At 62.0% G+C, this 21,408-nt stretch carries 15 protein-coding genes and 5 pseudogenes; 5 read left to right on the top strand and 15 right to left on the bottom strand.

The window, feature by feature from the left end:
- A pseudogene (locus BLR03_RS22820) lies at positions 1 to 308 on the top strand (IS982 family transposase); the annotation flags it as partial.
- A gap of 152 nt (positions 309 to 460) precedes the next feature.
- On the opposite strand, the gene BLR03_RS22815 reads toward BLR03_RS22820, so the two are convergent.
- On the bottom strand, positions 461 to 835 hold the full coding sequence (locus BLR03_RS22815) for a CBU_0592 family membrane protein (protein ID WP_091256753.1): 375 nt from the start codon (positions 833 to 835) through the stop codon (positions 461 to 463).
- Between the two features lie 468 nt (positions 836 to 1,303).
- Here BLR03_RS22815 and BLR03_RS22810 point away from each other — a divergent pair, with 468 nt between their 5' ends.
- On the top strand, positions 1,304 to 3,202 hold the full coding sequence (locus BLR03_RS22810; RefSeq protein WP_302846616.1) for a glycoside hydrolase family 15 protein: 1,899 nt from the start codon (positions 1,304 to 1,306) through the stop codon (positions 3,200 to 3,202).
- Between the two features lie 349 nt (positions 3,203 to 3,551).
- Here BLR03_RS22810 and BLR03_RS25095 read toward each other — a convergent pair.
- Positions 3,552 to 4,028 (bottom strand): annotated as a pseudogene (locus BLR03_RS25095) (iron-containing alcohol dehydrogenase); the annotation flags it as partial.
- 112 nt (positions 4,029 to 4,140) lie between these two features.
- Here BLR03_RS25095 and BLR03_RS25400 point away from each other — a divergent pair.
- Positions 4,141 to 5,118: pseudogene (locus tag BLR03_RS25400) on the top strand (PDDEXK nuclease domain-containing protein); the annotation flags it as partial.
- A gap of 76 nt (positions 5,119 to 5,194) precedes the next feature.
- On the opposite strand, the gene BLR03_RS25395 reads toward BLR03_RS25400, so the two are convergent.
- Positions 5,195 to 5,419, bottom strand: a complete 225-nt coding sequence (locus BLR03_RS25395; RefSeq protein WP_368087000.1) for a hypothetical protein — start codon at positions 5,417 to 5,419, stop codon at positions 5,195 to 5,197.
- Between the two features lie 882 nt (positions 5,420 to 6,301).
- Positions 6,302 to 6,679, bottom strand: coding sequence for a hypothetical protein (locus BLR03_RS22790; RefSeq protein WP_091256748.1), 378 nt, complete (start codon positions 6,677 to 6,679; stop codon positions 6,302 to 6,304).
- A 158-nt stretch (positions 6,680 to 6,837) separates the two neighbouring features.
- Here BLR03_RS22790 and BLR03_RS22785 point away from each other — a divergent pair, with 158 nt between their 5' ends.
- The gene (locus BLR03_RS22785; RefSeq protein WP_091256746.1) at positions 6,838 to 8,295 is read left to right on the top strand and encodes a GntR family transcriptional regulator; all 1,458 of its coding nucleotides are present in this window, start codon (positions 6,838 to 6,840) and stop codon (positions 8,293 to 8,295) included.
- A gap of 527 nt (positions 8,296 to 8,822) precedes the next feature.
- On the opposite strand, the gene BLR03_RS22780 is transcribed toward BLR03_RS22785, so the two are convergent.
- The 9 genes and pseudogenes from BLR03_RS22780 to BLR03_RS22745 form a co-directional block, all read right to left on the bottom strand.
- A complete protein-coding gene (locus BLR03_RS22780; RefSeq protein WP_091256744.1) occupies positions 8,823 to 9,263 on the bottom strand; it encodes a cupin domain-containing protein in 441 nt (146 codons plus the stop codon).
- A 218-nt stretch (positions 9,264 to 9,481) separates the two neighbouring features.
- Positions 9,482 to 9,766 carry a DUF6457 domain-containing protein gene (locus BLR03_RS22775; protein WP_091256742.1) on the bottom strand — a complete coding sequence of 95 codons (285 nt, stop codon included), beginning with the start codon at positions 9,764 to 9,766 and terminating at the stop codon, positions 9,482 to 9,484.
- Positions 9,767 to 9,899: 133 nt separating this feature from the next.
- Positions 9,900 to 10,064 (bottom strand): hypothetical protein, encoded by a 165-nt coding sequence (locus tag BLR03_RS24630; protein WP_175460673.1) that lies wholly within the window; start codon positions 10,062 to 10,064, stop codon positions 9,900 to 9,902.
- 91 nt (positions 10,065 to 10,155) lie between these two features.
- Positions 10,156 to 10,425, bottom strand: a complete 270-nt coding sequence (locus BLR03_RS22770) for a MoaD/ThiS family protein (protein WP_091256740.1) — start codon at positions 10,423 to 10,425, stop codon at positions 10,156 to 10,158.
- A 5-nt stretch (positions 10,426 to 10,430) separates the two neighbouring features.
- Entirely contained in the window at positions 10,431 to 11,558 is a 1,128-nt protein-coding gene (moaA, locus tag BLR03_RS22765) for a GTP 3',8-cyclase MoaA (protein ID WP_091256738.1), read from the bottom strand.
- Positions 11,559 to 12,048: 490 nt separating this feature from the next.
- A pseudogene (locus tag BLR03_RS22760) lies at positions 12,049 to 12,237 on the bottom strand (BCCT family transporter); the annotation flags it as partial.
- A gap of 40 nt (positions 12,238 to 12,277) precedes the next feature.
- Positions 12,278 to 13,498 carry a formaldehyde dehydrogenase, glutathione-independent gene (gene fdhA / locus BLR03_RS22755; protein ID WP_091256736.1) on the bottom strand — a complete coding sequence of 407 codons (1,221 nt, stop codon included), beginning with the start codon at positions 13,496 to 13,498 and terminating at the stop codon, positions 12,278 to 12,280.
- 374 nt (positions 13,499 to 13,872) lie between these two features.
- Positions 13,873 to 15,288: a ferredoxin reductase gene (locus BLR03_RS22750; protein WP_091256735.1), complete on the bottom strand. Its 1,416-nt coding sequence runs from the start codon at positions 15,286 to 15,288 to the stop codon at positions 13,873 to 13,875.
- Positions 15,285 to 16,589, bottom strand: a complete 1,305-nt coding sequence (locus BLR03_RS22745) for an aromatic ring-hydroxylating oxygenase subunit alpha (protein ID WP_091256733.1) — start codon at positions 16,587 to 16,589, stop codon at positions 15,285 to 15,287. Before BLR03_RS22745 ends, BLR03_RS22750 begins: the two co-directional genes overlap by 4 nt.
- Positions 16,590 to 17,033: 444 nt before the next feature.
- On the opposite strand from BLR03_RS22745, the pseudogene BLR03_RS22740 reads away from it, so the two are divergent.
- Positions 17,034 to 18,579, top strand: a pseudogene (locus BLR03_RS22740) (BCCT family transporter).
- A gap of 441 nt (positions 18,580 to 19,020) precedes the next feature.
- Here BLR03_RS22740 and BLR03_RS22735 read toward each other — a convergent pair.
- Together BLR03_RS22735 and BLR03_RS22730 are read right to left on the bottom strand one after the other, a co-directional pair.
- A complete protein-coding gene (locus BLR03_RS22735) occupies positions 19,021 to 19,821 on the bottom strand; it encodes an IclR family transcriptional regulator (RefSeq protein ID WP_091256732.1) in 801 nt (266 codons plus the stop codon).
- 201 nt (positions 19,822 to 20,022) lie between these two features.
- Positions 20,023 to 21,408, bottom strand: a 1,386-nt coding sequence (locus BLR03_RS22730) for a catalase (protein ID WP_091256730.1), incomplete at its 5' end; no start/stop codon positions are given.

The raw sequence follows: 21,408 nt of genomic DNA, 5'->3' as shown, positions 1-21,408 counted from the left end.
GCGACAAAGGCTTCGCCGGCCGGGAGTTCGAACAATTCATCACAGAAAATCTCGGCGCCACCCTGATCCGGCCCGACCGCAAAGACGAGAAGCACCGCTTCGGGAACTTCGGCGGCATCCGGCAATGGATCGAATCCGTCTTCGACACCCTCAAAGGTCAACTCACCCTTGAACAGCACGGCGGACGGACCCTCGCCGGGGTCTATGCCAGAGTCGCGGCCAGACTCTTCGCACTCGCCGCCGGTATCTGGCACAACTGGCACATCGACGCGCCCCGCAAACGCTCACTCATCGCCTACGACCACTAAACGAATACGGACTCACTCATCTAGTGTCTGTGACGAGTACGGCGTCGGATACGGAACGGGCTCGGCGAGTGGCTGAAGCCGCAGAACACCTTCGGCAGTCGGCCGGTGAAGTACTCACCGTGCGTCACCGCTAGATCAAAGAAGGGGCCGGATCATCCAAGTGGACGTTGTCCGTCAGCATCGCCGTAAGCGGAACCAGTGAGGGTCTCAACAACTGCTAGTTGGCCGGTTGTGTCAGGAAGGCCGGGGAATTGAACAGTCTGGGTATCAAGGGCTGCCTCCGACGGCAGGCCTGCCGAACGCATCCGAAGAAGAGCGACGGCGGAAATGAGGAACCACGCTACATTCGTGACCACGGAAGGCCATGCTTCGTGGAATGCGCCGTTGACAATGAAGGCACAAGCACCGACGAGGTTTGCGGACTGGAAGCGCTTGCCCGCCCTCACCCAGCCCATGGAGACAGCCAGATATGCACTTAGGATCGCAGCCGCCCCTGCCCAACCTGCGATTTCCCACAGCAGTTCCATGGTGTCCTTTCAGAAATGAGTTTCCGTCTTGCCATGCGGGTGGTGGATGTCTTGAGGAGTTTACTTGCGTCCGAGGCGGCTTTCGAATGGATCAAGCATTTTTGGCTGGTCCTTCGACGCCGACATCGGATCTTTTGTTTGCCGCGTCAGAGGGCATCTTATGCTGCGGTCGGCATTCCGATCCGGAAGGCTGCTGGCGCAGAACACGAAAGAGCCGTAACCCGGTCTGGGAAGTGCGGTGGCAATGCTCTGAGCCGGCCCAATGGGGTGTGTACATCGTGCACATTTTGGTCTTCGGATCGGGTCGTACTGGTGCCGGATCGGCCCGGACTCCGCACGTTTCAGCGGGAGCCCAGTGTTTGCGGGGGAGCGAATGCAATATGAACGCGGAATGGCTCGCCAGGTGTTGTTACGTTCCCCCTCTCGAAGCTTCCGCTTATCTGTGTGGTCCGCTCCTTCCCCGTACTCATGCTTGTGTTTAGGCTTAATAGCGTTTCCTTTGCACGGACCCTACGCGATCTGAATCAGTTGTGGTTGAGTGAAGCCATGGCTGCTCCCATAGAGGATTATGCGTTGCTTTCGGACCTCCAAACCGGGCCTCTCGTCTCCCGAAACGGTAGCGTGGACTGGCTCTGTTTCCCCCGTTTCGACTCCCCCTCGTTGTTTAGCGCTCTCGTAGGAACCGAGGAGCACGGTCGCTGGCTGTTGGCCCCCAGCTATCCGGGCGCTGCCGTTGTTGATCGGCACTACGTAGATTCGACGTTTGTGCTTCAAACAACCTGGGAAACTGTCTCGGGACGAGTCTTGGTTACGGATTTCATGCCGGTAGGGTTCGGCCGCTCATCGCTCCTGCGTCGCATCACGGGGCTGGACGGAACCGTTGAGATGCACCAGCAGCTCATTATCAGACCCGGCTATGCCACGGTTCTGCCCTGGGCGAGTCGTGTACGCGATCATGCAGATCCTGAGGCAGCCATACTTATGGCCATGGCCGGTCCGGATGCGATAGCTCTTCGGGGACCGCACCTTCCGCAGGCTTATGCGCACGGGCACGAGGGAAATTTCGCTGTTTCAAAGGGCGAAACTGTCGATTTCGAACTGACATGGTTTCCCTCCCACAGCGAGGTTCCGACGGCCCTCGATGTCGACCATGCACTCGACCAAGCGGTTAGTTACTGGGCCCGCTGGGGTGGCCATTGTCGCCAGGACGGTGCATACGGGGATGCGGTAAAGCGTTCATTGTTGGTACTGCGAGCCCTGACGCACTATGAAACGGGTGGCATCGTCGCAGCACCGACGACATCCCTGCCCGAGGACTTCGGCGGCCCGCGGAACTGGGACTACCGGTACTGCTGGTTACGGGATGCCGCACTGACACTGGAATCGATGCTGACCCACGGCTATGAAACGGAGGCGCTTCAGTGGCGTAATTGGCTGCTTCGAGCCATCGCGGGTGATCCGGAAGGTCTGCAGATCATGTACGGCGTTGGCGGCGAACGGGATTTGCCTGAGAGGGAGCTTGGCCATCTGCCCGGATACCGGAATTCCAAGCCTGTGCGGATTGGAAACGCCGCCGTCGCCCAGTTCCAGGCCGACGTCGTCGGTGAGGTCATGGTGGCGTTGGAAAGGCTGCGTCTGGCGGGAGGCAAGGAAGACCACTTCTCCTGGGCCCTTCAGCGCCTTCTTTTGGGATTTGTTGAGAAACACATTGAGGACCGGGACTTTGGTCTGTGGGAGATGCGCGGCAATGCCCAGTACTTCACGCACTCCCGTGTGATGATGTGGGCTGCCTTTGACAGCGGTATCCGGGCTGTACGGGACCACGGAATGAGCGGTGCCGCTGGTCATTGGGAACATCTCCGCGAGCGGCTGAGGGATGAGATCTTGCGCGAGGGATTCGACTCGGGGTTGAACTCATTCACGCAGACCTACGGCGGAGGTCAAACCGATGCGGCCTTACTGGTCTTGCCCCAGGTTGGGTTCCTTGCCTACGACGATGAGCACATGCTGGGTACCGTCGCTCGGCTGGAGAAGGAGCTCCTCACCGACGGCGGTCTATTGCTGCGCTACCGTACCGAGAGCGGGGTCGACGGGCTGGATCCCGGAGAGCACCCTTTCCTTGCGTGCTCGTTTTGGCTTGTGGAACAGTACGCCCGCACAGGCCGCAAGGCTGATGCCACAATTCTCATGGACAAGCTGGTGGGGTTTTCCAACGAGCTCGGCCTGCTTAGTGAAGAGTACGCGGTGAAGGAGCAAAGGATGGCTGGCAACTTTCCCCAGGCCTTCTCGCACCTGGCCCTCGTGAGAGCGGCCGACGCAATGCACCGCGTCGACCGTCTCAGCTTGGCTGTTCATACTGGCGCATAGGGATCTTTCCACATGCGACCACTTGTGGGGAATCAGCCCCAGCCGTTAGAAACCATCTGGGTTCGTGGTTGAGGCGCTGACGGCTCAGTCCCAGGGACGGGGCCGCCCATCCTCTCGATTTGCTGCGCTGAGCGTTCGACAGACTCCAAGAGAACGGTTCCATATCCGTCGGTCCTGTTGAAGTTGGCGTGGTGGACGGATGAAAGACCAGGCCTCTGGCCTTACCGCTGCCGGCTTCGGATTCGGCCGCTCGTCGGGAGGGGTGTCGGCGGAGGCGACGATTTTCCGCTAACCACGGCCTGTTCCCCGCTGGCACCGTTATTGCATCTCTCACGCGGTGTTCGTCGTTCTAATGTTGGATATGGGAGTGAGGTGGTTTCCAAGATGGCGGGATGCCAAGTAGCGCATGCTCCGGCAGGGACGTGTTTCCCTGCCGGGTCACCCGCACGAGGTTAGAAGCCGGAGTCGCGGTGACAACCCGCCACAGCGTCGCCGTTGCCGGCGGGGTGAAGCCATAGTCAGATAGTCTGCTCGGGGCGTCGACGACCGCGTAAGGTCCTGCAGCACCGTTAAGGCAGCGGAAGCCCGGTCAGGTCTGTGGCCGGCGGGCAACTCGTCCAGGCCAGCCTGGTCCGTATGTTCTCGGGCGTCATCCGGTAAATAACCCAAGGCTGGGGCAAGCCTGCCCGCGAGTTCACTCACGGCGGGGGCGTTGCAGGCCAGCACATAGGGCAGCACGACGGCGTGCGTCTGGGCATGAGGCAGGCCAAAGGGTTCCGCCGAGCACGTGGCAAATCTTGTGGGGCAGTCCGGACCCTGCCGAGGAGCCCGGACACAGCAAGCCCGCTTTGAGGCCGAAAACGAACGGACCAAAGCCTCAGCCGCACGCAGCGACGAAGCAGTAACCGGCGCCGCGATTGCCAGCGCCAACAGGCAGGATGCTGCTCGAAATGGCCACGCCGGACCGGCCGACGACTCCCTGGAAAGGCGTCAGCAGCTGGCAGAAAGCCTCGAAGGAAAATGTGACCGCGAGGCGGTCGTCTCCCGACACTTGGCGGACAAACACCAAGGCACGCCGGCGTCGGCGGCCGCAGAAGCCCTCCCTGGCCAGAGGACATCGAAAATGGCCAAGCAGACCGGCAAGGGAAAAACACTGGAACGCGGGGCTTGGAACGCCAGGAGGTCCGGGACCGGCTGCTAATTTGTGCCACAGCCTGCGGCACAATTCCGGATCGGTGGGGTTGAGGCACGACTTCAGATATCGCCCTGCCGGCGGACTACGCGGACCTGCTGTACGCCTTGAAGACACGTGTCACGAATGCAAGGATCAAGGCGCAACGGGCGGTCAACGCTCTGCTCATCGAGCTCACTGGTCCTTGGGCAAGGACATTCTTACACGCCAGGACATGCAGGGCTGGGGAGGCGGCGTCATTAACCGGCTGGCCAACGATCTGCGGTCCGCGTTCCCGGACATGAAGGGCCTGTCCGCCCGGAACTTGCGGTACATGACTGCGATGGTGCGGGCCTGGGGCGCGGTTGAAGATGCGCCACAGGTTGTGGCACATTTGCCGTGGGGCCACATCAGAACGATTCTGGACAAGGCGGCAACCGGCGAGGAGCGTGACTGGTACGCCGCCGCGGCAGTCCGGTACGGGTGGTCCCGGAACGTGCTGCTGAACATGATGATGAACCGCTCGATGGAGCGCAAGGACGCTGCACCGTCGAACTTCACCCGCCAGCTGGCTGCTCCAGATTCCGAGCCGGCCAAGCAAATGGCGCAAGACCCCTACAATTTTGAATTCCTGGGCCTATCCGGTGAAGTCGCCGAACGAGACCTGGAGAATGCCCTTACTGGCAGAATCACCGAAACCCTCCAAGAACTCGGGCCAGGCTTCCCCTTCGTTGGCAGGCAGGTCCGCTTGGACGTCGACGGCGATGATTTCTACGTTGATCTGCTCTTCTTCCACATTGAACAGCTCCGGTTTAACTGCACTACTGAATGGCCGGCCAGGCGGCAGGAATTAGGGCTGTGGTTCTCGAATTCAGTCCACTCTTCCGCCGTGGGGTCTCGGTCCTCGTGTTCCGGGCGGGTGCTGCGACGGTTGTCGATGAACCTGCGGTAGTTCGTGATGACTTGTTCGGGTAGACGGCGACATAGCCCTGCGTGGTGTTGAGATTGATGTGTCCTAGCAGGTGCTGAGCGATGTGTATCGGCAGGTTACTCCGGACGGTTTCGGTCGCGAAGATCCGCCTCAGATCATGGGGCGTGGGCTGCGGTCAACGTCGTTCAAATTTGCTTTGCGGGGAGTGGCCTGGAGAAGGTTACGTCCGCCGACATCGGCAAGCTTGATCATCAGTGACTCCCCGGACGCCGTGGATTACCAGCGGCTCCTCTATCGGGGCGGCCATGCTTCACCCAATCACAACGGGACCGAATCCGGATAGGCCCTGGCTGTCCCCCAACTGCAGAACCAAGCCGAGGGCCGGTCGGCATGTTTCAGCTTGCATCTCGGCGTCAAAACGCATTTTTTGGGATCTGCCGTCAAATAGGGCAAAGACTAGGTATACGGGACGACGAGGGGTGCCGATATGGCTGATCCAAACTGGCAGCGTCGCACTGTGCCACACTGGGCGCCCGGATCAGACCAACCACATGTCCCGGGGAAGGTGGTGCGAGTAACTCGCTACGGGCCGTAACCCGGAAGGGCGCCCCTCGAGTGGACTGAGTACCTACCCAAACCAGGGGGCGCCCGGAAAATTCTCAGGCGCGGGAAATTCGAGGACCTGGCGTACAAACAAAGAATTGAGGCTGTTCTACAGGTGCAAACGGAACGATCAGCCATTGGTTCCCGTAGAACTCCACATAGGAGTCAGAGGGGCAATGTGCAAAGGCTTCATCGCGGCCCATCTCGCCGTTCCTTTCCATAGTGTTCGTGCGGTTTCAGGTGAAGTCGGCGTCGAGTTCACACATGAGCGCATCCCAAGTTTCCGGGTTGTTGGCCCGGGCTCGCAGCAGCGCCGGCAATGGGGGGAGGACCGTTTGGACGCGTATACCGCTGAGAGCGAACGGGGGCATGATAGATCCAGAGCTGCGGCGCTTCAAAGTTGACCTCCCCTGAAAGCGGGGGTGTCCACGCGTTGGTGGCGGGCGCTGTCGGGCGAATGACCGAAGCGGGCACCTACGCCGCGGAATCCACCGCCTGGCCCGAGCCCTTCGCGGGCGAGGTCGTGGAGCAACTGGTGGTAGCCAGAGAGGGCCAGGGGGGGCACCTGGTGGAGGGAAGCAATTGTCGCGCGGGGACGGTCTACGCGGAACAGGGCCAGGATCGCCCTGTCTTCCTGCGCATCGTTCAACGTCCGGTAGGCGCCGATCGGGCAATCCGCTGTAAGGGCCTGGGCGTAGAGCCTGAGGCGGTCCACCGGCGTGGGGTTCCCGGCGCTGTGCCAGATTTGGACGACATCCGTGCTAGCCAACATGACCGGTGACTCCTTAGCTGACGATCGAGGTGGTCGGGGACTCGGCCCTCTCTTCTGATACACTTAACCTTAGACCTGCAATGTTAGATGTCAATAGACATCGAAGATTAGATGTCAAAGGTTTTGATCGCTAACTACACCGTATTAGGAGGGTGGCCATGTCCAGCTGGAGAGAGCGACTCGCATTCGCGCCGTTGGAGACTGCCGAGCGTGGCGAGGAGATCGCCCTGCGACTCCGTCATTCGATCGAGCTAGGCGTCCTCGAAGACGGAGCCCAGCTTCCTAGCGAAAGCGAGCTCGCGGCAAGGATGCGGGTCTCCACCATGACCCTGCGAACCGCCCTCGCCGAGCTTCGTCACCTGGGACTTCTGGAAACACGACGCGGCAAGGGCGGCGGAAGCTTCGTGCGGGCGAATACGGGAGACATAGCCAAGGCCCAGCGGGACACCCTTGCTGCGTACTCCCTTGAGGATCTGCGCGACATTCGAGAATACCGGGCCTTCCTGGCAGGTTCAGCCGCGACGGTGGCGGCCGGCCGGTCGCAGCAGGTCTCCATCGGGCGCCTCGCTTCGATGGCGGCGTCGATCGAGACGGCGCAGACGCCCGCTGAAATGACGCGGGCGGACAGTCGGTTCCACATAGAGCTTGCGGCCACATCGGGATCCGTCCTGTTCACCCGCCAGGAGATAGCGATGCAGGCAGAGGTCGGGGCATTGGTGTGGGTAAGCGCTTCTGACCGCCGACGCGCGGCGGCGGAAGAGCACACGATGATCGTGGACGCCATACGGGCCGCGGACGCCACTCGCGCCCGGGCCCTCGCCGAAGAGCATGTGCGCCGGGACATGAACCGCCTCATCGACCTGCGGATGTCCATGGAATCTCCGCCACCAGGCTCGCCGCCGGGAAACGAAGGCATCGATAGCGCAGTTTCCGCCGTCGAATCGTTCGCTGTGAGCCTCGAAGGGACCGTGGCCGCGTCGATCCGGACCGTCGAAGAAGCCGCCCAGGACGGCCTTGACCGCGCAAAGCGCGGCAGGCTGGACGAGTTGGAGAACGTCTACGACGTAGCTCGCCGCAATCTGAACGCCATGCCGGCACTGTACGGGACTGGATTCATAGCCGATCCATCCTACTTCGGCGAACCGGGCTCCATCTGGTGCTACCTCCCGGCGGGCCCGGAATCGCCGCAGCGCTTCGAATTCGAAATGGGCCCGGAGTTCTATGACTACTCGACAACACCGTGGTGGCCCGCACCCGACGCTGATGACAAGGTCCACGCCAGCTACGCCTACATCGACGCTCTCGGAACCAACCAGCACGTCGTCACCTTCACCAAACGAGTCACCAGGGTGGGCAAGATGGCAGGCGTCGCCGCCGTGGACGTCCTTGTCAGCCGCCTCCAGGCCGAATTCGAACCGCTCCTCCGGCCCTTGCCGCCAAACACGTGCATCGTGGACCAGAACGAAGTCGTCATCGCCACCAACACGGCCAGCCTCGTCGGCGGAATCCTCTCCCCATCCCATCAGGCCGAACGGAGAATCGCTCTTCCCTCGGTCCCCTGGAGTCTCTGCCTTGGTGTAAGCACCGGAGAGAATGCCGCTGACGCAGTCCGTTGAGCCGCCGCCGGCTCCCTTCGCGCTTGGCCCGGAGCGGATGGTATGAACATGGCGCGTGCGGTGCGCGCCTCTTTCTCAGCATTGCCGGCCAAAGTGGTCAGTCGGCACCGGCATCCCCATGGACCCCGAGCGCACCGCTGAAACTTACTGGGCCTACACACGCAGCCGGCCAGCGCTATGAGCCTCGGCGAGCAAAAAGCGGGCAAAGGCGGCTGTTCACGAAATCCTAGCCACCGAGGCAACTGCTGCAGATGCCGAGGATTACGGAGACGCCGAGGCCTTCAGAGATCGAGGACGTTACTGAAGAACTTCGGGATGAAACGAAGCATGAAGGTTTCAGGCACGCGTCCTGCGAACAGCTCATGAGATGGCAAAAGAGGGGTTTGCCGTGAAGTTTGCCGGCCTTTGGCTGCGCAAAGGCGTCGTCCGTGACCTGAACCATCGACAGGGGTGCCGTAGGCCCTCCGGTGCTCCCGCAGCTATCACGGTGGGAGAGGGATTCGGCAAGCCGTGACGGGATGGAACGGTCACAGCGGGCGGTTACCGGCATGGCTATCAGGGGGCGCCTCGGTTCTTGCTATCCGTGCCATCTTGGCCGATCCAAAGTTGGAGTAGTCGGCCGCCCGGGGTTCGCCCCAGATGACCAGCACCTTGAGCGGCCCCTTGCCGGTGTTGCGCAGATCGTGACGGGAGCCCACCCTCGCGAGGACGGCGTCACCGACCCCTATCGAATATGTTTCGTCTTCGACGGTCATTTGCCCCATGCCCTCGGTGACAACGTAGATCTCCTCCAACGGGCGGCCGGGCTCAGCATGTGAATGCATACCCTCGAAGCCCCCGGGAGGCAGCTCCCAGATTTGCAATGCCACCGGCAATTCGGACTGCCCGTAGAAAAGCCACTGCATCTGCAGCGGCGAGCCCTCATGAAGGTTGTAGCGAAAGGCGTGTGTTCCGGCTCGTTCAAGCATTAATATCTCCTTCCTTCGTCTAAAGCACCTCCAGCTGGACTGCCCTTGTCTATGCCCGAATAGGCACAGCGGGAAGTTCGAGTAGGTCGCGAGCCGACGCAGAGATATTGCCGTTTGTGAGCTCATTTGCGAGACACCGCGCAAAGCCTTGCATCCTCTCTACCTTCAAAAGGAGAAGCACAGATGATCGGCAGCACCCATCCAAGGGCGACGACCCGTCATTCCCCTGTGTGGTGGCGTTTCTTGTGGTCGTCGCACAGGGTCGATGCCACGTCGGCAGCGCTGGCGAGAGAGTCGGAGGCATCCGGTCCCCGCGAGCCAGCTGCGTATCCGACCAGGAAGGCCGTGACCGGCGCGGCGGCGTGGGTAATTGTGTCCGCTGACTTCCGGGCCAGATCCAGCAGTACTTCATGGTCGATGGGCAAGTGGGGGATCTGGAGCGCTTGAGCCAGATCCTGACTCCATTCATTCAGTATTTGAAATTCTTCGTCGCTGATCGTCATGATGGCTCCTTACACGGCGGCCCAGTCGGGCGGGATGGCGGATTCATCTTCCGTTCACTGTCCCTGGTGGAAGATGAGGCGACAGCGATGGAAAGGCCTCGGGTTCTTCTAACGGTTAGTCAGGCGGATAAGCTCACCATCCGGAATACTGAAAAGACGCATAGGTTGTTGCAGCTATGGCGATAACGCCAAGGATTCCTATGGACCAGCCTTCGATAGTCGTCTGTAGCTTTTGTTCCCGGCCAGGGCAACCAATTTTGTCCAAGTTGGTTTCGGTCCGTTCGTCGGCTTTGTTCATTCAAACTCCTCTTATTTGCCCGTGCTTGCGGCTGACTGGGAAGTTGGCCTGGTGCTGTGTTTTTGACACATCTCGCTGGCAATGAACGGGTTTAGCCGCCTGCAAAGGGCGGGAGGACGTCCACGACATCTCCTGTACTAAGTTTCGCACCGTGATCTCGCAGCGCGACCTCGTTCCGCAGGAAGCTGCTCCGGCCGATGACCATGGCCAAAGAAGAGTTACCTGTCGATCCCTCGATGCGACGGTCTACAGCTAATATGGCGGCGATGAGCCCATCCAGGGCTGTGCCCTCAGGGAGATCGTGGTGTTCCTCTTCGACGCCGGCCGCTGCACAGGCGGCGGCAAAGTATCGTACGAGCATTGCTCTTATCCTCCGATAGCGCTCATGCTGCGGTCCGGTTGAACAAACTCTTCACTTCCGAGGCCGGCGTGGTCCATGCCGTGGGCCCGGGGTTTCACCCACATGGCATCCTGCCACAGACGCACCAGTTCATCGTTGTGCGCCCCGCTTCGCAGAAGACCCAGAAGGTCGAACTCCTCCCGAGAGAACAGACAGCTCATGATCTTCCCCTCAGCAGTAATGCGGGTTCGCCGGCAGTCGGCACAAAAAGGTTCACTGACGGACGCGATGATTCCAACGGTTCCTAGAACGCCTCCGGAGGCTTTACCGGTACCCGCGTTCCGTCGCCGCACTTCAAACCGTTCGGCTGGTGCGCCGTCCCGCGAGCGGCGATCCGGCTCCAAGACGAAATCTGCTGACAGCAGAGTGCGGATCTCGAGGGCGGTCATCATCCCACGCTCGCTCCAGCCGCGCTGCGCATCCAACGGCATCTGTTCGATGAAGCGCAATTCAAAGCATCGCTTCAACGCCCATTCCAACAGTCCCGGAGCTTCAAGGTCATTGATACCGCGCATCAGCACTGCGTTGATCTTGACGGGTCCAAGGCCCGCGGCGCAGGCCTCTTCGACGCCGGCGAGCACTTTGCCGAGGAACGGCCGCCTGGTCAGCTGCGTAAAAGTCTCCTCATGCAGGGAATCGAGGGAAACATTGATCCTTGTGAGCCCGGCCTCCCTAAGCGCCTGCGCTCTTTGCTCGAGCCCGACGCCGTTGGTCGTCATGGAGATTGGGAGTTGGGGGTGGCGCGCCCGCAGCACAGCGATGATGTCGACGAGGTCGGGCCGGACCAAGGGCTCCCCGCCGGTGATTCGGAGCTCCCTGACGCCCAGGCGCTCGACGCCGATCCCTACGATTCTTTGGATCTCCTCGGCCGTCATGACGGCCTGCTTCGGTAACCATTGCAAGCCGTCCGCCGGCATGCAATAGGTGCAACGAAGATTGCATTTATCCGTAACGGACAGCCGCATGTCGGTTGCTTGGCGGCCAAAGCGGTCCAGAAGTGCCGATGGCAGTCCGATCGGACGTGCTCCCGGCGCAGACGCATGGTTGTCGTTCCGGGCCAGGCGCAGTACTGGGATTCCCAGTTGAACGCTCATGGCTTGACAGCTGGTTCACGGCCCCGGACGCCGCCGCAGTCAGCGGGGACCAAAGTCACTGTCAATATAGGAGCCGGGGCGGTTTCCGTTGTCGTGCTGGCAATTGCAGCCTCCATCCAGCTGCAGCCGAACGGTCACTGGAGTGGATGACTCCAACTCGATAACAACGAAGTCCTTCCCGCCGCTGCTAACCCGGAGAGTCTGTTCTTGATCGTGGTGCTGGGACATGTAGATGACCTCTTCTATGCGTTGGTGGTGGGTGTGCCTGGGCGGCACGGGCCGGAACAAGCCGCGTGCCGCCCAGGCGGGTTGCTATATACGGTGCAGCGGTTGAGGGTCCGGATGCCGGGTCTCGACGGTCGGGATGCTCCGCGTGTGGGGCCTGCCCAGGCAGTCCGGTCGGGGCACTTTTCGGGCATCCAAGCTTTGTCACGAGGTCGAACTGCACCGCAAGCAGAGGCGACCGAGACACAGGTCCTTGGTGTGGGCAAAAGCAGAGCAAGAGCATGACGATGACGAACGGTGGCGCTGCCACGATGGTGATTCGTTGCAGGCCAGCAGAGGCTTCCGAAGGTTGGTCCCCGCCGGCCAGCAACATCACCGCCGCCACGGTACCGGTGAGGCAGCCCCGGAAGATGACCCCTCCGCGGCGTTGGTGCTCGGCGCCGTTGGAGCTGACCGCTCTAGCCTGCCTGTAGGGAACGCTTCCTTACCTTGGGCTAGTTGCTGAGGTAGCCGTTCGGGTTCAGGACGTACTTTGTGGCGGCTCCGGCATCGAATTCTGCGTACCCCCGCGGGGCGTCCTGGAGCGAAATGGCCGTGGCGTTGACGGCCTTGGCGATCTGGATCCTGTCATGCAGGATCGCCATCATCAGCTGTCGGTTGTATTTCATCACCGGGCACTGGCCGGTCGTGAAGGAGAGGGACTTTGCCCAGCCGGTGCCCAGGGACAGGGACAGGCTGCCCTTCTGGGCCGCCTCGTCCGCGGCACCCGGGTCCCCGGTGACGTAAAGGCCGGGAATGCCCAGGGACCCGCCCGCGGCGGTGAGATCCATCAGCGAATTGAGGACGGCGGCCGGCGCCTCCTGGGCCCCGGCACCGTGTCCGTGTCCGCGGGCCTCGAAACCGACCGCGTCGATGCCGGCATCGACCTCACGGACGCCGAGAAGTTGCTCGATCTGGTCAGCCGGGTCGCCGTTGGCCACATTGACGGTTTCGCAGCCAAAGGATCGGGCCTGTGCCAGGCGATCCTCATTGAGATCCCCCACGATGACCACCGCGGCTCCCAGCAGTTGGGCGCTGGCCGCCGCGGCGAGCCCCACGGGACCGGCCCCGGCAACATAGACGGTGGATCCGACGCCGACGCCTGCAGTTACGGCTCCGTGGAAACCGGTCGGGAGGATGTCCGAGAGCATGGTCAGGTCCATGATCTTCTCCAGGGCCTGGTCCCGGTCGGGGAACCGCAACAGGTTCCAGTCCGCGTAGGGGACCAGGACGAACTCCGCCTGGCCGCCGACCCATCCGCCCATGTCGACGTAGCCGTAGGCGGATCCGGGACGGTCCGGGTTCACGTTCAGGCAGATCCCGGTCTTGCCTTCCTTGCAGTTCCGGCAGCGCCCGCAGGAGATGTTGAAGGGGACCGAGACGATGTCCCCGACCTTGATGAACTCGACGTCGGGGCCGGTCTCGATGACTTCGCCGGTGATCTCGTGCCCCAGGACGAGACCGGCGGGGGCGGTCGTGCGGCCACGAACCATGTGCTGGTCCGAGCCGCAGATGTTGGTGCTCACGGTGCGCAGGATGACCCCGTGGGGGACCTTCCGGCCGACGTTGACGGGATTGACGCCGGGGCCGGCCTGCAGTTCAAAGGTGGGGTACGGGGTATCGATGATTTCCACGATCCCCGGCGCCTTGTATGCAACGGCTTTGTTTCCTGACATTGAGTGGCTCCTATGGGTTGGCGATCGAACCCTCACGGTGACGCTGGTCGCATCAGAGTGTCTGTGAGGTAGTTGTTGTCAGTTTTCGTGAAGCAAGTTGGGTCAATTGATACGTGCAGCGCATATCGCTGAGGGGTAAAGAAGACGTTCAGGCCGGCTGAGGGGGATGGATGGGCGTTTGGTGGCCGACAGTGTGATTACACATGCCCTCGAACCGGTGGTGCGCTTGTATCCCGGGAAGGCATGACGTGCTCGGGGGGAGCCCCGCGGATCCATAGGGGCAGCGAAACGCCACGCGTAGCATTCTCGCGCTTGTACTCCTAGCGTGGAAACAATCCCTGATGCTGCCCGGGGCCTAGAGCAGCTGGAGGCGGCTAGGCATCGATCACCATATCGGTGCGCGCGGTAGAGCAGCAGGGCAGGAACTTGCCTGCATCGATTTCCCGTGCCCGGATCCCGCCCTGGTGGTTCATCTCGACCTCCCCGGAAAGCTTGACGATCTTGCAGGAGCCGCACATGCCTTCTTTGCAGTTCGCGCCGATCCTGACGCCCGCACGCTGGGCTACCCCCAGGATGTGTTCGTCGGGGTCGATGCGCACGTTGACGCCGGTGCGCATGAAGGACAGGGTGAGGCTTCCCGTTCCGACCGTGTCGAAGCTCGAGGCATCGGGGGAGCCGGCCACCGGCCCCACGTCCGGACCGCCGTCGGGGGCTTCGGAAGAGGGCGCGTTCGGGTCGACGGTTTCCAGCGGCAGCCCCGTGGCCTTCAGGGTTCCCTCGGCGTCGTAGCCGGGCTCGTAGAGCCCGAACGCGGTGGGCTGGCTTTCGAAGTAGTCCTCGGCGGAATCGGCGATTTCCTCCGCGATTTCCTCCGCAATGTCCACTGCAAGCGCGAGCTCCGCCTGGTATTCAAGGAGCGTCTGACGATCTCCCGAGAAGAACTCCATGTAAATGGAGGTGTCGTCGACGCCGACCTTCTTGAGGAGCTCGGTGGCGGTGTTCAGGTAACCCTCAGGGCCGCAAGTATAGACCTGGCGGCCGTTGGCATCCGGGGCCACGTGGTCAAGCATGGCCGCCGTCAGCCTTCCGGTGAGCCCTTCCCACCCCTCGGGTTTGCCGCGGTCGCCCAGGGAGTAGAAGACCTTGACGCGCGAGTCCACGGAGGCGATATAGGCCAACTCCCGGTGGAAAGCAAAGCCTCCGGCCTCAGCTCCGTGGTAGAGCACCACAACATCAGCCTGTCCGGGCAAGGAGTGAATGGTCCGCACCATCGACATGATGGGAGTGATCCCTGCGCCGGCGGCCAGCAAGAGGTAGCGTGCCCGCCGGTCGGCATCGGGCAGGTGGAATGCCCCGACCGGTCCGAGCACCTCGAGGACTGTGCCGGGTTTGACGTTCTCGTGCACCCACGGTGAGACCAGTCCTGTGGGGTCGCATTTTACGGTGATGTTGAAGGTCCACGGCTCTGTGGGCGAACTGGACAGCGAGTAGCTGCGGTCCACCGGGTCCTGGTCCTCGCCGTTCACCGGAAAAGCGATGTTTACGTACTGGCCCGCACGGAACGCCAGGGGCGCACCGTCGGAGCGGCGGAACACGAAAGTCATCATGCCGCCTGCCTCGGGAACGGTTTCGACGCATTCGGCCATGAACTCCTGCGGATGCCAAGGCCCCAACGCGCGGGCGGCGCGTGCGGGTTCCTCGGTGCTGCCCATCACCCTGTTCCACGGCATCTCAAGACCGCGAATGCGCTGTGGTTCCTGGATGGCAGTCTCGGCGAGGACTTCAATCATGCCAAGTGCTCCTGCACGCGCTGCACGTACCAGTTGATGAACGCCTCGACCTGGTATTCACTCTTCATGTACGGGCCGGGCTCGTAGGCGGGGCTGCCGGCACCCTGCTGGCACAGCTCTACGAACGCCTTGTCCTGCAGGTTCGTCTGCTTCCAGGTGTAGGTGAGTTTCTCCAGGTCGTAATCGACACCTTCCACGGCGTCGTCGGCCACCAGCCAGGTGGTGCGTACCAGGCTCTGATGTTCGTTGATGGGGAAGACGCCGAACGTGATGACGTGGTCGCCGAGGAAGTGGAACCAGCTGTTGGGCTGCAGGTGCATCGAGCAGCGGCCAAGGCGGAAGTCCCGCAAGTCGCCGAGCAGCTTCTTGGAGAGCCTGTGCCCGTCGGGCGAGAACGATTCGCCATCTCCGTCGAGCGATTCCCGAGAGATGCGGATTCCCGCTATGCGGGTGTCGAGCTCCTCGACGACCTCATAGGGAAGGCCGTAGCGGCGGCACCGCTCCTCGAGCGAGGACTGTGCTTCCTTGTTGCGGTTCCACACTTCCTCGAGATGGGGCGGGATCAGGCCCTCCGTCAGGCCCCAGGTGGGAAAGAGGGAGCAGGCGAGCTCAGGGTGACCGTCGCAGTGGTAGCACTCACGGTTGTTCTCCATGACGAGCTTCCAGTTGCCCTCCTCGATGATGTTCTGCTGGTAGGCGATCTTTGTCTTCGAGAGATCGTGGGGCGCGAGGTAGGGCTCAAAGATCTTTGCGGTTTCGTCGAAGTCCGCCGGCGGTTCATCCGCAATGCAGACGAAGATAAGTCCGGCGACCTCGCGGCCGTGGGCGCGCTTGAGGCCGAAGCAGCTCTTGTCGAACTTCGTTTCCCCGGGCGCGGAGGCATGGATCAGGTTGCCCTCCGGGGAGTAGGTCCAGGAGTGGTAGCCGCAAACCAGGTTCCCGGTTGACCCGGCAGGTTCGGTGAGAACGCGGGCGCCGCGGTGGCGGCATACGTTGTGCAGGACGTTCACGCCGCCGTCGTCGTTGCGCAGCACAATCAGGGAGTAGGGCCCGTAGTCGACGGTGACGTAGTCGCCCGGCTCCGGAAGTTCGGCGGTGCTGGCGGCAAAGATCCAGTGCTGGCCGAAAATGGCTTCCATGTCGATATTGAAGATCGAGGGATCGGTGTAGAAGGGGGCATCGAGGGAGTAGCCGGTGCGCCGGAACTCAAACAACGCGGTAATTTCTGCCAGCTGCTCGGCAGGCAATGATGCAGCGAGTTTTCCGCGTGAATTGAGGGGCACGTTCACTGGAGCAGTCATGGGTTTCCTCCCGGGAGGGCTGGGTAAGTGTGCGATTCGTGAGGACCACGGAGTTGGTGGGGCAACCGGCGTTTCTCGAAAATTTCAATATTTTGCTTTTGGCGCAACAACAAGCGCGATATGCAACAGAGTGACCCAAAACACGCTAACTGTCAAGAGGCGTGAAAAAGCCGGGGACATACCTTGACGTCGGGATGTGACGGGGCGCACTCTGTTGCTTAGGGCGAAGGCCGTTGAGTAATGCGGAACGATCACGTCCTAAGCCACTTGGCGCGAACTCAATCCCCGAACATAAAGAGGTGCGCCCTGCACCCCCTGGCCTAACTGCTGATACGCGCGCACGAAGTGCAAATTGTCAAAAGCAACATCATGATCACCGAATCGGACGAGGCCCCAACCCTCCGCCCGGTCTGACTCCCGAGGGCCATGCTTAACCGCAGGCACATGCCGCACCGAGCAAAGGACCCGCTCATGGCTTTTAATAGTGACCTAAAATCCCACACACCCGAGGAGTTGCCTGCTGACAACGGTGTGGCAGAGGCTCCGCGTAACGAAGAACCTGGAAGTGGGGAGAAGAGTAAAGCAGTCTTCACTGTCTCCGAGGATGTAGACACAAACCCCGCTGTCCTCGATCCGGAGGACGGAGGCACAGCCATCTTGCCGGACGTCGAAGAGTACGAGCAGATCCTCCAGGAGCTGCGTCATGCCAAGACCGAGCAAGCAGTTGCGGATCGCCGGAACCATAAGCTCAGCCTCGACAAGGTCACGTTCGGAATTACAGGCGTCATCGCAATTGCCTTCGTTATCTGGGGCTTCGTGGGACGCGACAGTCTTTCCGCCACTTCCACGGGTGCCCTGAACTGGGTCATGGAGTACACAGGATGGCTGTTCATGCTCCTGGCCTCGCTCTTCGTGGTCTTTGTCTTGTGGCTGGCCCTGGGCAAGTTCGGCAACATCCCGCTGGGCAAGGATGGAGAAAAACCCGAATTCCGTACTGTTTCCTGGGTCGCGATGATGTTCGCCGCCGGCATGGGCATCGGGCTGATGTTCTACGGAGTGGCCGAACCGCTCTACCACTACATCTCCCCGCCGCCCGGCACCGTGGAGGGCCGCACCCCCGCAGCCATCCAGACGGCCATGGCCACCTCGATCTTCCACTGGACCCTGCATCCCTGGGCCATGTATGCAGTTGTGGGCATCGCGATGGCGTACGGCACCTACCGCCTGGGCCGCAGGCATCAGCCGGGGCCGCACCATCCGCCAGTGCGTCACCGGTGTGCTGCTGGTGCCCAGCGTCGTTAGCATGGTCTGGTTTGCCATCTTCGGAGGCGCCGCCTTCCAGGTCCAGCAGGAAGCCGACAAGGCCAATACCCCGGGCCTTGTCACCATGGTCAACGGGACACCGTCCGTCAACTTCGACGGAGCACTCTTCGACTTGATCAAGAACCTGAGCATGCCTGACTGGGCTACCACTGCCGTTATCGTGCTGGACATGGTTCTGGTCGCTATCTTCTTTATCACTGGCGCCGACGCTGCCTCCATCGTGATGGGATCGCTCAGCTCCAATGGCGCCGAGCACCCCCGCCGCGGAGTGGTCATCTTCCGGGGCTGCCTCACCGGGGCCGTGGCGGCGGTCATGTTGCTGACCGGAGGCGATGAACCTTCGGAAGCCTTGGCTGGCCTGCAACGAATCACCATCGTGGCAGCGCTACCGTTCGTCATCGTCATGATGTTGCTTTGCTTTGCCCTCACCAAGGACCTGCGTCGTGATCCCCTCTCCTTGCGACGCCGACTGGCCACATCCGTAGTGGAACGGGGAATCCGCACCGGCGTGGAACAACACGGCGGCGTGCAGTTTGACCTCGTAACAAAGCACGACTGCGCCGAAAAGTGCCCCGACTCGGACTGTTTGGGAGAAACTTCCACGGGGAGCATCCCGACCGTCGAGACCCGGCATCCCGACCAGGCACTAAATAGCCGCGAACGGTAAATAGCATCCCGCCTCGGCGGCACGCCGCTTTCCCGGCCCGTGCCGCCTAGGCACACCCCCACCAACGCATAGCAAAGGTTGTCTACATGTCCGAGCACCACGACCAAGAACAGACCCTCCGGGTTAGCAGCGAAGGGAAGGAGTTCGTGAATATCCAGTTGGAGTCCTCAAGTCCAGTGACTGTTCGGCTGCAGCTGGATGGGGGCTGCAATTGCCAACACGACAACGGAAACCGCCCCGGCTCTTACGTTGACAGTGATCTTGGTCTCCGCTGACTGCGGCGGCGTCCCGCGCCCTGAATAGGACTTGGGCGTCGCCTCGGATGGGTGCCGCCTATCGTCTCTGCTTCTCTGCTACTGCGGGCTTGCATCACATCGGCGCCTTCCATGATTGGATCTAGGAAAGGTCGGGGCCGTCGTAAGCCCGGCCCTGCGGCCGGGCTTATTGGCGTCTGTAGCCCATTTTGACGCTGATGGTCAGACCCGCCTCGCGGAGGCCCTCTATGAGTCCCGGATCAGTTTCCGGGGAGAACCGGAACGTAGGACCGGAAATACTCACCGCCGCTATAACGTTCCCCACATGGTTAAAGATGGGAACCGCGACGGCCGTCAAGCCTATTTCAAACTCCTCTTGGACTACTGCGTAGCCTTGCCGCGAGATATCCAACAACTGCTTCTCGAGTTCCGCACGATTCCTAATGGTATTCGGCGTGCGGGCCGGCAAACCGGTCCGCTTGAGGAGCGTGTCCCTCTCGTCTGCGGCTAGGGCAGCGAGCAGCACCTTACCGCTGGACGTGGCGTGCAGAGGGGTCAGGCTGCCGACCCAGTCGTGGGTAGCCAGTGTTGACGGGCCCATGGCCTGGTCCACGTTGACGTCGTAGTCCGATCGCAGGACGGCCAGGTTAACCGTTTCCTTGTATTGCGCCGCTAGGCTCTCTAAAACCTCTCTGGCCTCGTGTACCACGCTTAATCGGCCAGGGACCGACGATGCCAATCGCAGGATTCCAAAGCCCAGTTGGTACTTGCCGCGTTCGCTGTTCTGGCGGACCAGTTCACGACCCACCAGAGACCCCAACAGGCGGGATGCTGTGGACTTGTGGACGCCCATCTCCTCAGCGATCTCACTGACGCCGGCATCACCCTCACGGGCGAGGATATCCAGGATCTGGAGGGCACGGTCCACCGATTGGACGCCTCCGCCCTGTGCGTCTACGCCCTGATCCGGGTCGTTGCGTGCGGCCATGTCGCCTCGTGTCCTTGTTCATGCGGAGTACTCAGGCGTGGAAGTCCCAGCCGAACTGCCACCTCGTCTTGTTTCATCCTAGACCGGCTCAGGCGCTGGCTCGTCAACCGGCACCTCAGCCTTCACGCGGCCGAACAAATCCAAGGTTAAAAAACAGGGGCACCCCAAATGTGGGGTGCCCCTCCGGCAGCGCCGGGGCGACTAGACCTTGTTGGCGGCCTCGGCGTCGGACTCGGCCTGGCCGGCGCCGAGGTTGGCGCGCAGCTTGGCGCCGAACCCGGCGTCGACGTTGGTCCAGTACGCGATGGCGCGTTCCTTGATGTCGGCGTTCCTGACGCCGCTGACGGCGCCGGTGACGGTCTCGAGCAGGCGGGCTTTCTCGCCGTCGTTGTAGACCTCGCGGTACAGCGTGCCGGCCTGGCCGAAGTCGCTGTCCTCGGCGTGCAGGGTGTGCGCGGAGAGCGTGAGCTCGCCGTCGTTCTCCCAGCCGCCGCCTGCGACCGCGGGCTCCACGGCAGCGGGGCCGCCGACGGAGTTCGGTGCGTAGACCGGAACAGACGGGGCGTTGAAGTGGTAACGTCCCGCGCCGTCCTGGCTGTAGTTGTTGACCTGGTTCTTGGGCTGGTTCACCGGGATCTGGGCGTGGTTGGTGCCGACGCGGTAGCGGTGTGCGTCCGCGTAGGAGAAGATGCGGGCCTGCAGCATCTTGTCCGGGGAAGCGGCGATGCCCGGCACGAAGTTCGACGGCGCGAAGGTGGCCTGCTCGATCTGCGCGAAGTAGTTCTCCGGGTTCTTGTTCAGCTCCATGGTGCCGACCTTGATCAGCGGGTAGTCCGAGTGCGGCCAGACCTTGGTGAGGTCGAACGGGTTGAACCGGTAGGTCTTGGCGTCCTCGTACGGCATGACCTGGACGTGCAGGTCCCAGGAGGGGAAGTTGCCGGCGGCAATGTTTTCCTGGAGGTCGCGGATGTAGAAGTCGCCGTCGGCGCCGGCCAGGGCCTCGGCCTCGTCGCCGGTCATGGATTTGACGCCCTGGTTGGACTTGAAGTGGTACTTGACCCAGAAGCGTTCGCCCTCGGCGTTGATCCACTGGTAGGTGTGCGAGCCGTAGCCCTGCATCTCGCGCCACGAGGCCGGGAGGCCGCGGTCGCCCATGAGCCACGTGACCTGGTGGGCGGATTCGGGGGAGAGGGTCCAGAAGTCCCACTGCATGTCGGCGTCGCGCAGGTGGGTGCCCGGGAGGCGCTTCTGGGAGTGGATGAAGTCCGGGAACTTGATGCCGTCGCGGATGAAGAACACCGGGGTGTTGTTGCCGACGAGGTCGTAGTTGCCCTCGGTGGTGTAGAACTTCACGGCGAACCCGCGGGGGTCGCGCCAGGTGTCGGGGGAGCCTGCCTCGCCGGCAACGGAGGAGAAACGGATGAGCATGTCCGTCTCGGTGCCGGGCTGGAACAGGGCGGCCTTGGTGTACTTCGAGACGTCCTCGGAGGTCTTGAAGGTACCGAAGGCGCCGCCGCCCTTGGCGTGGACAACACGCTCCGGGACACGTTCGCGGTTGAACTGCGCGAGCTTTTCGATCAGGTAGTG

The organism is Arthrobacter sp. ok909, from assembly GCF_900104405.1.
Lineage (GTDB): Bacteria > Actinomycetota > Actinomycetes > Actinomycetales > Micrococcaceae > Arthrobacter > Arthrobacter humicola.
Note: the sequence above shows the minus strand (reverse complement) of the source record. Positions and strands in the feature narration are given on the sequence as shown.